The organism is Candidatus Pantoea deserta (assembly GCF_003813865.1).
Classification (GTDB): domain Bacteria; phylum Pseudomonadota; class Gammaproteobacteria; order Enterobacterales; family Enterobacteriaceae; genus Pantoea; species Pantoea deserta.
The window spans coordinates 138054-150037 of sequence record NZ_RMVG01000011.1 but is presented as its reverse complement, the minus strand read 5'-3'; the positions used below and the strand labels follow the sequence as shown (position 1 = coordinate 150037).

Below are 11984 nucleotides of genomic sequence, written 5' to 3'. Positions count from 1 at the left end.
ATAAAAAAACGCCGCAGCGATGCGGCGTTTTTTTTGCGGTCGGAAACAGCGGCTAGATGTGCAGCTCCTGCAACTTCTCCTGCGGCAGTTTCAGATCTTCGTTGCGGTTGACGCCAATGTCATGCGCCAGCACGTTGCGCGCAATCTGCTGCGCTTCGTCCAGCGAGTGCAGCTTATAGCTGCCGCACTGGTACTCGTTCAGCTCAGGGATCTGGTTCTGATCTTTGACTTTCAGAACGTCTTCCATTGCCCCTTTCCATGCGCTGGCGACGCGCTGCTCGTCAGGTGTGCCAATCAGGCTCATATAGAAACCGGTACGGCATCCCATCGGGGAGATATCAACGATTTCCACGCCGTCGCCGTTCAGATGATTACGCATAAAGCCTGCAAACAGATGCTCCAGCGTATGAATACCGCGCTCGGTCAGGATCTCTTTGTTCGGACGGCAGAAACGCAGGTCAAAAACGGTGATGGTATCGCCATGCGGAGTCTTCATGGTCTTCGCAACACGCACCGCGGGCGCGGCCATGATGGTATGGTCAACGGTAAAACTGTCCAGTAGTGGCATACGTCACCTCCTGTTCTGAAAATTTTTTTATAAAAGATGAAACTTTTCTGTTCGCCCAGCGTCTGAATATATGAAAGACGCGCATTTGTTATCATCATCCCTGACAACAGAGATGTTAATTTGGCCACATTGATGTGGCCTTTTTCTTTTTCAGCCTTCGCGACCGGCGAGATAAGCTTCGAAATCCAGCGTATCGCCCTCTTCCAGCTGCTTCTGCTTCGCAACCGACTCTTGCGCCTGACGCGCAAAATCGTCTTCCGTCACCACTTCCAGCGGCTCTTCACACAGCATATGTCGATACTGTTCCGCCAGCGCGATGCCGGTGCCTGCTACGCCATTCTCTTTCATGGCATGCAGAATGCGCGCCGAATAGGTTAGCTCAGGATCGTCAAAGGATGCTACCAGTTGATCGCAAACCTGTTGATATTGCGTGCTGCCCTGATTGCTGTCGAGCACTTCAGCCACGCGATGCAGATCGGCAAACAGCGCTTTGCCCACTTCAACCAGCGAATGTTCGGTTTCGCTACAGCCCACTGAAATCATCTGATTCGGCTTGCGCCCTTCCAGCACGACGCGGTTCCAGTTTTTACGGCTGCACAGCAGTTCGTCGGCGCTCATTTCGGGCGCGTCAGCCAGGGTACACCAGATCAGGAACAGGTCGAGGAAACGGACCTGGTCAGCATCAACGCCGATAGCCGAGAAGGGATTGATGTCGAGCGAGCGTACTTCAATATATTCGATACCGCCGCGCAGCAGCGCATCTGACGGCGCTTCGCCGGAACGCGTCACGCGCTTCGGACGAATCGGCGCATACAGCTCATTCTCGATCTGCAACACATTGGTGTTGAGCTGTAGCCAGTTACCGTCGGCATCTTTGGTGCCCATTGCGGCATACTCTTCAGACGGGGTTTTAATGGCGGCTTTCAGCGCCTTAACGTAGCCATCTAATGAGTTAAAGGTAATGCCAAGCCCGCTCTGAGACTTATTGGTATAGCCGAGATCGCTCAGGCGCAGCGAGGTGGCATAGGGCAGCCATAGCGAATCTTTACCATCGGTTTCAAACGGCAGTTTGCTTTCGCGCCCTTGCAGAAAGCTGGAGCTAATCGCCGGCGACGCGCCGAACAGATAAGGGATAACCCAGCCAAAACGGTAGTAGTTGCGGATCAAACGTAGATAGCCTGCGGAAATGGTCTCTTTGCCGCTCTCGGCATCTTTAACGTCCGCCCACTCCTGCCAGAAGCTGAGCGGCAGCGAAAAGTTGTAATGAATGCCGGAAATCGTCTGCATCAGCGCGCCGTAGCGATTTTTCAATCCCTGTCGATAGAGCGTTTTCATGCGGCCAATATTAGAACTGCCATACTGCGCCAGCTCAATATGGTCAGCGTCATCGATCAGACAAGGCATGCTAAACGGCCACATCCGCTCATCGCCCAGCTCTCTGGCGACATGGCGATGAATATCGCGCAGGAACGCCAGCATATGGTCGATGTTTTGATCCACTGGCGTAATAAACTCCAGCAGCGTCTCGGCGAAATCGGTTGTAATCCAGTCATGTTTAAGCGCCGAACCCAGAGAGTCAGGATGGCCGCTTTCAGCCAGATGACCGTCTGGCTTAACGCGCAGCGTTTCGCGCTCAATGCCGCGACCAATACCTTTCAAGGCATTGGGATGCGCCTCCAGCCAGGAGAGCGCTTTTGATACGTCCGGGATCACATTAACCTCCCGCTGGGACAGTAATTTATTTTTGTTCAGCATAATGTTAACCCTAGCCTCGAATCTGTGCGAATCAATGCCACCATTGCATGCCCTGTAAGGTGGCGGTCGCGATAACGATATAACGCAGTGTTTTCCCGATGGCGAGAAACACCAGGACCGGAAACCAGGCAAAGCGCAACCAGCCTGCCAGTACGCAGAGCAGGTCGCCAATCACCGGCAGCCAGCTCAACAGCAGCGCAGCAGGTCCCAGTCGGTGTAACCACGTTATTGCTGTGTCATGCCATCGCCCCTGCTGTTTTAACGGCAGCAGGCGACCAAGAAAAATATTGGTTAAGCCGCCCAGCGTATTGCCCACTGATGCAGCGATAATCAACCCATAAACGGAAGCCTTTTTGGCAACCAGTAACGCAATCAGCAGCGCCTCGGAGCTTCCCGGTAACAGGGTCGCGCTGAGAAAACTACTGCCGAACAAGGAAGCAAGCGCCAGCGTGTCACTCACAGTAGACGAACATCAACCACATCCATGCCTGCCGCTCTCGCCGCCTGCACGCCAAAATCGGCGTCTTCAAACACGACACAGCGCGCCGGATCGACGCCCATTAGCGCTGCGCAACGTAAAAAGGTATCGGGTTCGGGTTTATGCCGTTCTACGTCATCGGCCCCCACGACGGCGGTGAAAAGCTCACGTACGCCCAACTGACTGAGCAGCGCATCCGCCATGCTGTGTTCGCTGCCTGTGCCAACCGCCATTGGACGCCGTCCGTGATAAGCCTTTACCACCTCCATCAACGGAAGCGGCTTAACGTTCTCCAGCAGCATGGCTTTAACCGCCGTCGTTTTCTCTGCGGCAAGCAGATGCGGATCGAGGGAAGAGTGGTTTGTTTCGATAATAAACTGCGCGAGCCGCCAGGTGGGCGCGCCGTTGAAACTCACCATTTGCGATTCATCTAACGTTAAACCATATCGTCCCAGGACCTGATGCCACGCTTTTCGATGTGTCGGCTCGCTATCCAGAATCGTGCCGTCCATATCGAAAATCAGTGCGTCATATTGATCGTACATCCTCACTCCGGACACCCAATAAATGTGCACTTACTTTAGCGTAATGTGCACAGGTTGTCGCCAGGGGACATGAACAGCAAATGCTTTGAAAGCATTAGCATTTTTTCTTTTCAGAAAAAGGTGATCGGGCGAAACCGGGTGTAACTGCCGGGAATTTCAGGGAGTTTAAGTTTTAGCTTAAGCAGGAATGTTAAGCGTAAGGTGAGGATAAAGCTGGCGAAAGCGGGCTGGCAATGAGGCGTCCGGAGAATACAGATACAGCACAGGGTGTCAGTTCAGAAAGCAGGTAATATCAGGAGAGATGATGGTGCATCCGGGAGGATTCGAACCTCCGACCGCTCGGTTCGTAGCCGAGTACTCTATCCAGCTGAGCTACGGATGCATCGGGAAATCGTGTTGCAGAGGGTACAGCGCCTGGGTGATAAATCTTTTATCCACATCGCAAGATATGGTGCATCCGGGAGGATTCGAACCTCCGACCGCTCGGTTCGTAGCCGAGTACTCTATCCAGCTGAGCTACGGATGCATTGAGAAATCGTTTTACAGGGATTAAATCAGACAACCAGGAAGTGACAGGAATATGGTGCATCCGGGAGGATTCGAACCTCCGACCGCTCGGTTCGTAGCCGAGTACTCTATCCAGCTGAGCTACGGATGCATAGATAATTCTTGTACAACGCAGGGTGCTAACAACTCACCGAGAAAGGAACGACTCTTTCACTTACTTTTTTTCCGCATCTTAAAGATGGTGCATCCGGGAGGATTCGAACCTCCGACCGCTCGGTTCGTAGCCGAGTACTCTATCCAGCTGAGCTACGGATGCATCGGAAAATGGCGGTGAGGCGGGGATTCGAACCCCGGATGCAGCTTTTGACCGCATACTCCCTTAGCAGGGGAGCGCCTTCAGCCTCTCGGCCACCTCACCTTACGCGTTCTTACGAACTGTGCTTCTGAACTTTGCTTCCGCTCATCGGCACTGCGTGGCGCACATATTACTTTCCCGCACTTATAAGTCAAACAATTTTTCCCGCCATCGGATCGTTTGCACAAATGACGTTCAATTGGAACAATTTGCCGACAAAAAGAGTGATTTATCAACAATGAAAGTCAGAGACAGAGGAAAATTACACAAGAGGAACAGCAGAGAAGAAAACAGAAAAAGCGGGAAAGCGGTCGCGCCTCGCAACAGGTTGCGAGGCGCTGAATCCGTTAGTAACTCGTTTGCTGAGTTTTTTCGGCCTGAATGCGCTGATAAATCTCTTCGCGATGCACTGAGACCTCTTTCGGCGCGTTCACACCGATACGAACCTGGTTACCTTTCACTCCCAGCACCGTTACAGTCACCTCATCGCCAATCATGAGGGTTTCACCAACTCGACGAGTTAGAATAAGCATTCTTTGCTCCTTGAAAGATTAAAAGAGTCGGGCCTGTTCGGGCTCCCGGCATTATCCATCATTTAACGCTGAACATTGACTATGACAAATACACCAATGCACGTCGCTACGCCAATACATTCTGCTGATAGTTAGTTTAGCCGAAATACACTACATCGACCTGACTTTGTTATTACTTGATGCACATCGTGTTAAAAAGCGCCGGAACCTTAGCCCCTGGCGCTTTTCACGATGGATTGTTCTATTTCATTACAGGCGGTTACTGACCCAGCTTTCAACGCCTGCCAGCGCGCCTTTCAGCGCCTGCGCATCGGTACCGCCAGCCTGCGCCATATCGGGACGTCCGCCGCCTTTACCGCCAACCTGCTGCGCCAGCTCGCCCACTAACTCGCCCGCTTTTACGCGGTCAGTCAGATCTTTGGTCACGCCCGCAATCAACGACACTTTTCCTTCCGCTACGGTCGCCAGCACAATCACCGCCGAACCCAGCTGATTTTTCAGATCGTCAACCATGGTGCGCAACATCTTCGGCTCGACATTGCTCAGCTCGCTCACCAGCAGCTTCACGCCGTTGATGTCGATAGCCTTGCTGCTCAGTGAAGCGCTCTCCTGCGCGGCCTGCTGATCGCGCAGCTGCTGTAACTCTTTCTCCAGCGCACGAACATGGTCGACCAGCCCGCGTACCTTATCATTCAGGTTACTGCTGTTGGCTTTCACCAGCTGCGCGATGTCGTGCAGCTGATTGCTCTGCGCATAAACCTGCGCCAGCGCACCTTCGCCAGTAACGGCTTCGATACGGCGTACGCCTGCGGCCGTGCCGGACTCGGCCAGAATACGGAACAGGCCAATGTCGCCGGTGCGAGCCGCGTGCGTACCGCCACACAGTTCGATAGAGAAATCGCCCATAGTCAGCACGCGCACACGCTGATCATATTTCTCGCCGAACAGCGCCATCGCGCCCTTGCCTTTGGCTGCGTCAATGTCCATGACGTCGGTTTCAACCGGCAGGTTGCGTCGAATCTGGGCGTTGACAATCTCTTCGACCTGATGAATTTCCTGGGGTTTCATCGCCTCGAAATGTGAGAAGTCGAAACGCAGGTATTTATCGTTAACCAGCGACCCTTTCTGCGCCACGTGCTCGCCGAGAACCTGACGCAGCGCCGCATGCAGAAGATGCGTGGCGGAGTGGTTCAAGCGGATACGCGCGCGGCGCGCTTCATCGACCTGCGCCTCAACCCGATCGTTGATACGCAGATGGCCTGCCGTCAGCTTACCGATATGGCCAATAGCCTGACCATATTTTTGTGTATCCTGAACGCTAAATTCAGCATTCTTCCCTTTCAACAGACCCGTATCGCCGACCTGACCGCCGGATTCGCCGTAGAATGGCGTTTCGTCCAGCACCACTACCGCTTCCTGACCCGCTGCGACGCTATCGACAGCAACGCCGTCGACGTAGAGCGCTTTCACCGTAGCGGTAAGATCGAGCTGGTCATAGCCTTTAAACGCTGAAGCCGCGTCGATACTGATTACATTGCTGTAGTCAGCGCCAAAACCGCTTGCCTCGCGCGCGCGTTGGCGCTGCTGCTCCATCGCCTTCTCAAAGCCCGCTTCGTCGATTTTGAGATTGCGCTCGCGGCAAACGTCAGCCGTCAGGTCAACCGGGAAGCCGAAGGTATCGTAAAGACGGAAAACGGTTTCGCCATCGAGGGTATCGCCCTGAAGTTTCGCCAGCTCATCGTCCAGCAGCGCCAGACCGCGCTCCAGCGTTTTAGCGAACTGCTCTTCTTCGGTTTTAAGCACCGTTTCTACCTGGCTCTGCTGGCGCTTTAAATCTTCGCCCGCAGCGCCCATCACCTCTATCAGCGGCGCAACCAGCCTGAAGAAAAAGGCCTCTTTGGCGCCCAGCATATTGCCGTGACGCACCGCGCGACGAATGATGCGACGCAGCACGTACCCGCGATTCTCGTTGGACGGAATCACGCCGTCCGCGATGAGGAAGGCGCAGGAACGAATATGGTCGGCGATGACGCGCAGGGATTTATTGCTGAGATCGGTCGCGCCAGTCACTTCGGCAACGGCTTTGATCAGCTTGTCGAACAGATCGATTTCATAGTTGGAATTTACGTGTTGCAGTACGGCGGAGATACGCTCCAGCCCCATCCCGGTATCAACAGACGGCTTCGGCAGCGGCAGCATGGTGCCGTCCGGCTGACGGTTGAACTGCATAAAGACGATGTTCCAGATCTCGATGTAGCGATCGCCATCTTCTTCCGGGCTGCCCGGCGGTCCGCCCCAGATGTGATCGCCGTGATCGTAGAAAATTTCGCTGCATGGACCGCAGGGACCGGTATCGCCCATCTGCCAGAAGTTATCAGACGCGTAAGCGCTGCCTTTATTATCGCCGATACGAATAATACGCTCGCGCGGCACGCCGATGTCATTAGCCCAGATGTCATAGGCTTCATCATCGGTTTCATAGACGGTGACCCACAGACGCTCTTTCGGCAGAGCAAACCAGGTTTCTCCCGTTAACAGCTCCCAGGCATAAGCAATCGCTTCTTTCTTGAAATAGTCGCCAAAGCTGAAGTTGCCCAGCATCTCAAAAAAGGTGTGGTGACGTGCGGTGTACCCCACATTCTCCAGATCGTTGTGCTTGCCACCGGCGCGCACGCAGCGCTGCGACGTCGTCGCGCGGGAATAGTCGCGCTTATCCTGGCCCAGAAATACATCTTTAAACTGGACCATACCGGCGTTGGTGAACAGCAATGTCGGATCGTTATTCGGTACGAGGGAGCTGCTGGCTACAACCTGATGTCCCTTGCTATGAAAAAAGTCGAGAAACGCTTGACGGATCTCAGCAGTGCTCTTGCTCATATATATCCTGGAATCACGCTAACGAAGGTTCCGTTCTGTCAGACAAGCCGCGTCCACGCAGCTTTCTGCTCAGTGGAACAAAAAAGTGGGAATAAGATAAATTTTCTTCACAGGGAAGTAAAACCCCGCACAGCTTTCAGTCATCAAAATTTTTGAAAACGGCTTGAATATCCTCCATGAAAAAGCCTTTTGACTGCAAAAAGCGTTGAACTTTGGCTTTGGCCTTCCATTCTGTCGGCAAAGGCAGGCCGAATTTGCGCTCCGCCAGTTCCGCGGCGCAGCGGCCCCAGTCAATCTCACAGGCTTCCATAGCGCTATCGATTTCGGGCCGCGCCACGCCCTTTTGTCCCAGCTCAAGTCGAATGCGCTGTGGTCCATACCCTTTGCGGCTCCGGCTCTGGATAAATCGCTCGGTAAAGCGCGCCTCATTCAGCCAGCCATTTTCCTGACACCAGCCGATCGCTTTATCTAACTGCGCCTCGGTGATGATCTCCGGCTCATTTTGCTGAATAAAAGCCGCGCGCTGCACCGACTGCTGCAATTTACGCCTCAGCTCTGCCTCGCTGTGATCGCGCTGGGCAAGCATGCGCATCGCGCGGTCGAGCAGACGGGAAAAAGAAATTTCGTTGGGTTGAGGTTGTTCAGTCATACGACTCACCTTGCTAAAACAGAAGAGAATTATGGCGACAGAACGAGGAGGAAAAAAGAGAGGATGGGTAAAACGAAAAACGGGAGTGGTTGCCCACTCCCGTTACGAGATTAGAAGTCTTCGTTCGTCTCGCTGGCTGCGTCTTCTAACGCGTCAGCAGATGCCTCTGCTGCGCCAGCTTCGGCCGCCGCGCTGTTCAACAGCATATCACGCAGCTTCAGGTCGATTTCATTAGCGATCGCCGGGTTTTCCTTCAGGAAGTTGGTGGCATTCGCTTTACCCTGACCAATCTTGTCGCCGTTATAGCTGTACCAGGCACCGGCTTTTTCCACCAGCTTGTACTTCACGCCCAGGTCAACCAGTTCGCCGAAGGTGTTGATGCCTTCGCCGTACATGATCTGGAACTCAGCCTGTTTAAAGGGCGCCGCAATCTTGTTCTTCACCACTTTCACGCGGGTTTCGCTGCCGACCACTTCGTCGCCTTCTTTGATTGCGCCGATACGACGAATATCAAGACGGACAGACGCATAGAACTTCAGCGCGTTACCACCGGTAGTGGTTTCCGGGTTACCGAACATCACACCGATCTTCATACGGATCTGGTTAATAAAGATCAGCAGGGTGTTAGACTGCTTCAGGTTACCTGCCAGCTTACGCATCGCCTGGCTCATCATACGCGCCGCAAGGCCCATATGAGAGTCGCCGATTTCACCTTCGATTTCCGCTTTCGGCGTCAGCGCCGCAACGGAGTCGACGATGATAACGTCAACGGCACCGGAACGTGCCAGCGCATCACAAATCTCCAGCGCCTGCTCACCGGTATCCGGCTGCGAACAGAGCAGGTTATCGATATCAACGCCAAGCTTTTTGGCGTAAACCGGATCCAGCGCGTGTTCAGCATCGATAAAGGCGCAGGTTTTGCCCTTGCGCTGCGCGGCGGCGATAACCTGCAACGTCAGCGTGGTTTTACCGGATGATTCCGGACCATAGATTTCGACGATACGGCCCATCGGCAAACCGCCGGCGCCCAGCGCGATATCCAGCGAAAGCGAACCGGTAGAAATGGTCTCTACGTCCATTGAGCGGTCTTCACCCAGGCGCATGATGGAGCCTTTACCGAATTGCTTTTCAATCTGGCCCAGCGCGGCAGCTAAAGCCTTCTGTTTGTTTTCGTCAATTGCCATTTCTACTCCTGACTCATACGGGGGTAAGCACGCTACAAATGCCTGCTCGCTTTCTGTTGCTGCTAATTATACTGTATAGTCATACAGTATCAAGCTTAATTTGCCAAAAAATCGTCCTGTAATGTCTGGAGCGCAAAGGCCACAGACTGACGACGCACCGCTTCACGATCGCCTTGAAATTGCTGCTTTTTCGCCACTACGACGCCCTGCGGCGCGGCAAAGCCAAACCATACGGTGCCGACGGGTTTTTCCGCGCTGCCGCCGTCAGGTCCGGCGATACCGCTGACCGACACCGCATAGTCTGCGCGCGCGGCCCGCTGCGCGCCCTGCGCCATCTGGCGCACAACAGCTTCGCTCACCGCGCCATACTGCGCCAGCGCGTCGGCTGACACGCCGACCAGCTCCTGCTTGGCCTCATTACTATAGGTAACAAACCCGCGTTCAAACCAGGCCGAACTGCCGCTGACGTCGGTAAACACCTTGGCGATCCAGCCGCCCGTACAGGATTCGGCACAGGTTACCGTGCACCCTTTCGCCTTCAGGCGTCCCCCCACAGCCTCGCTTAAACGCTGTAATTGCTGGTCGTTCATTACGCTCATCCTTTCTGCTGAGTAAAGAGAACATGGTGGAGAAAGCAGATATTTTCAACCCACCGCCCTGTCAGCCTGCTGCCTTTGCGTTCCTTCTCTCAGGGCGATGTCGCCGTTTTCATCGCTACGATAAAAAGACGCGGGAAAGCCAGCAAAACGCGACCGTCGGCGCGCGTCGGGTAAGCCTGTTGCAGCGCCTGATGATACTGCTCAAGAAATCGCGTCTGCTCATCGGGATCGAGCGCCGCCAGAAACGGCCGGAGTCCGGTGGCTTTCAGCCAGGTCACAATCGCCTGCGCATCTGCCATAACGTGATAATAGGTGGTGCGCCAGATGTCGACGTCACAACCTGTCTCCACCAGCAGATCGTAGTAGCGCTCGCTGCTCATAAGCGGCGAGCGTTCAACCCCGACGGTACGCTGCCGCCAGGGCGCGCTGGCGGCGACGTCGCGCATCAAACGGTGCGAAGGCTCCTGCAAATTATCCGGCATCTGTATGGCCAGCGCGCCGCCGCTGTCCAGCTGCTTTACCAGATGCGGTAACAGGGTATCGTGATCATCCAGCCACTGAAGCGAAGCATTGGCATAAATCACCTGCTGCGGCTCGGCTGCCCGCCAGTGACGAATATCCTGGTGGAGAAAGGTTCCCTGCGGCAGCCGACTGCGCGCCTGTTCCAGCATCGCGGCTGAACTGTCCACGCCGTAAATGCTGGCGTCTGGCCAGGCGCGCGCCAGCAGCTCGGTGCTGTTGCCGGGACCACAGCCTAAATCCGTGGCGAAACCGACTTCCGTTACGGGTATACGCGACAGCAGCTCCTGCGCGGGCCGCGTTCTTTCAGATTCAAACTGCCGATAAAGCTGAGGGTTCCAGTCCTGCATAAGTCACCTCTTGCGTTAGCCAGCCGGGATGCCGATGCGGAAAAATGCGATGCGCGGCCCACTTTTGCGCGCTGAGATGGTAAGCAGCAGCGCTGCGCATTAAGTTAAAACATTGTTTCATTTTTCTCACCGCGTTCAGGAGCCTCTATGATCTCGCAACCCCCGTTTTCCGGCGTGTGGTGTCCATCCGTGACGCCTTTTACTGTCCACAATCAGCCAGACATTGATGCGCTGGGCCGCCATTTTAGCCGCCTGAACGTTTCAGGTATTGATACCTTACTGCTGATGGGCAGCATTGGCGAATTTGCCTCGCTTACCCAACAGGAGCGGCTGCTGCTGATTCGCGAGGCGCGCCAGCTTACGACGCTCACCCTCGTCGCCAATATCTCCAGCACCTGCGTACCCGATATGCTGGCGCTGGCCGAAGCGGCCTGGAAAAACGATTTTGACGCGGTGATGGTTCTGCCGCCCTATTACTATGGTCAGACGCCGCGCCAGCTGCTGAGCTATTTTCGCGAGCTGGATAAGCAGATTGGCGGCAAATGGTTCGCCTATAACTTCCCGGCACGCACCGGCTGCGATCTGACGCCCGCGCTGGTCAGCCAGCTGGCAGCCGAACTGCCCAATTTTGCAGGCATTAAAGATACCGTAGACTGCCTGTCGCACAACCGCGCCCTGATTGAGGAGACCAGGAAAGTACGCGACGATTTCGCCGTGCTCTCCGGCTATGACGAATATCTGCTGCCGAACCTGCTGGCAGGCGGCGCAGGCGTTATTTCTGGTCTGAATAATATTGTGCCTGAGCTGTTTGCCGCTGCGATGCAGGCGTGGCGCGAGCAGGATCTGGCGGCTCTGACGCGTATACAGCAGCGTATCGGCAGGCTGATGGCGATATACGCCATTGGAGAAGACTTCGTTACGACGATTAAGACAGCGGTGTCGCGACGCTTTGACTCGATGAGCAGCCTGTCACGCAACTACGGCGGCGCGCTGACTGCGGCGCAGTGTGAGTCCATAGACCAGCTGTTTGAATGATAAAAAGGAGTGGGCGCAGGATGCGCCCGC

General features: G+C 54.9%; 11 protein-coding genes and 5 tRNA genes. 1 reads left to right on the top strand and 15 read right to left on the bottom strand.

Annotated elements, in window-relative coordinates; translation table 11 throughout:
* Positions 1-52: 52 nt before the first annotated feature.
* The 15 genes from luxS to tam all read right to left on the bottom strand — a co-directional run bounded on the left by luxS (position 53) and on the right by tam (position 10919).
* A complete protein-coding gene (gene luxS / locus BBB56_RS14825; protein WP_103794837.1) occupies positions 53-568 on the bottom strand; it encodes an S-ribosylhomocysteine lyase in 516 nt (171 codons plus the stop codon).
* A 150-nt stretch (positions 569-718) separates the two neighbouring features.
* On the bottom strand, positions 719-2323 hold the full coding sequence (gene gshA / locus BBB56_RS14815) for a glutamate--cysteine ligase (RefSeq protein WP_123801711.1): 1605 nt from the start codon (positions 2321-2323) through the stop codon (positions 719-721).
* 31 nt (positions 2324-2354) lie between these two features.
* A complete protein-coding gene (locus BBB56_RS14810; RefSeq protein WP_123801710.1) occupies positions 2355-2783 on the bottom strand; it encodes a YqaA family protein in 429 nt (142 codons plus the stop codon).
* Positions 2780-3346, bottom strand: coding sequence for a fructose-1-phosphate/6-phosphogluconate phosphatase (gene yqaB / locus BBB56_RS14805; protein WP_123801709.1), 567 nt, complete (start codon positions 3344-3346; stop codon positions 2780-2782). The genes BBB56_RS14810 and yqaB overlap by 4 nt, the downstream gene beginning before the upstream one ends.
* Before the next feature lie 305 nt (positions 3347-3651).
* A tRNA-Arg gene (locus BBB56_RS14800) sits at positions 3652-3728 on the bottom strand.
* Positions 3729-3795: 67 nt separating this feature from the next.
* Positions 3796-3872, bottom strand: a tRNA-Arg gene (locus BBB56_RS14795).
* A gap of 55 nt (positions 3873-3927) precedes the next feature.
* Positions 3928-4004 (bottom strand) — tRNA-Arg (locus BBB56_RS14790).
* 88 nt (positions 4005-4092) lie between these two features.
* A tRNA-Arg gene (locus BBB56_RS14785) sits at positions 4093-4169 on the bottom strand.
* A 9-nt stretch (positions 4170-4178) separates the two neighbouring features.
* Positions 4179-4271 (bottom strand) — tRNA-Ser (locus tag BBB56_RS14780).
* A gap of 284 nt (positions 4272-4555) precedes the next feature.
* Positions 4556-4741, bottom strand: coding sequence for a carbon storage regulator CsrA (csrA, locus tag BBB56_RS14775; protein ID WP_004155916.1), 186 nt, complete (start codon positions 4739-4741; stop codon positions 4556-4558).
* A 249-nt stretch (positions 4742-4990) separates the two neighbouring features.
* Positions 4991-7618 (bottom strand): alanine--tRNA ligase, encoded by a 2628-nt coding sequence (gene alaS / locus BBB56_RS14770; protein ID WP_123801708.1) that lies wholly within the window; start codon positions 7616-7618, stop codon positions 4991-4993.
* Positions 7619-7754: 136 nt separating this feature from the next.
* Complete coding sequence (locus BBB56_RS14765; RefSeq protein ID WP_123801707.1) at positions 7755-8267, bottom strand: regulatory protein RecX; 513 nt, start codon at positions 8265-8267, stop codon at positions 7755-7757.
* 110 nt (positions 8268-8377) lie between these two features.
* The gene (recA, locus tag BBB56_RS14760; protein WP_123801706.1) at positions 8378-9451 is read right to left on the bottom strand and encodes a recombinase RecA; all 1074 of its coding nucleotides are present in this window, start codon (positions 9449-9451) and stop codon (positions 8378-8380) included.
* 95 nt (positions 9452-9546) lie between these two features.
* Entirely contained in the window at positions 9547-10041 is a 495-nt protein-coding gene (gene pncC, locus BBB56_RS14755) for a nicotinamide-nucleotide amidase (RefSeq protein WP_123801705.1), read from the bottom strand.
* Between the two features lie 98 nt (positions 10042-10139).
* Complete coding sequence (gene tam / locus BBB56_RS14750; protein ID WP_123801704.1) at positions 10140-10919, bottom strand: trans-aconitate 2-methyltransferase; 780 nt, start codon at positions 10917-10919, stop codon at positions 10140-10142.
* 147 nt (positions 10920-11066) lie between these two features.
* Between tam and BBB56_RS14745 the strand changes: the two genes are divergently transcribed.
* Positions 11067-11954: a dihydrodipicolinate synthase family protein gene (locus tag BBB56_RS14745; RefSeq protein ID WP_123801703.1), complete on the top strand. Its 888-nt coding sequence runs from the start codon at positions 11067-11069 to the stop codon at positions 11952-11954.
* Positions 11955-11984 lie beyond the last annotated feature (30 nt).

Coding starts and splice junctions, on each gene's coding strand:
- luxS (WP_103794837.1), bottom strand. CDS start 568: ATGCCACTACTGGACAGTTTTACCGTTGACCATACCATCATGGCCGCG.
- gshA (WP_123801711.1), bottom strand. CDS start 2,323: ATGCTGAACAAAAATAAATTACTGTCCCAGCGGGAGGTTAATGTGATC.
- yqaB (WP_123801709.1), bottom strand. CDS start 3,346: ATGTACGATCAATATGACGCACTGATTTTCGATATGGACGGCACGATT.
- csrA (WP_004155916.1), bottom strand. CDS start 4,741: ATGCTTATTCTAACTCGTCGAGTTGGTGAAACCCTCATGATTGGCGAT.
- alaS (WP_123801708.1), bottom strand. CDS start 7,618: ATGAGCAAGAGCACTGCTGAGATCCGTCAAGCGTTTCTCGACTTTTTT.
- BBB56_RS14765 (WP_123801707.1), bottom strand. CDS start 8,267: ATGACTGAACAACCTCAACCCAACGAAATTTCTTTTTCCCGTCTGCTC.
- recA (WP_123801706.1), bottom strand. CDS start 9,451: ATGGCAATTGACGAAAACAAACAGAAGGCTTTAGCTGCCGCGCTGGGC.
- pncC (WP_123801705.1), bottom strand. CDS start 10,041: ATGAACGACCAGCAATTACAGCGTTTAAGCGAGGCTGTGGGGGGACGC.
- tam (WP_123801704.1), bottom strand. CDS start 10,919: ATGCAGGACTGGAACCCTCAGCTTTATCGGCAGTTTGAATCTGAAAGA.
- BBB56_RS14745 (WP_123801703.1), top strand. CDS start 11,067: ATGATCTCGCAACCCCCGTTTTCCGGCGTGTGGTGTCCATCCGTGACG.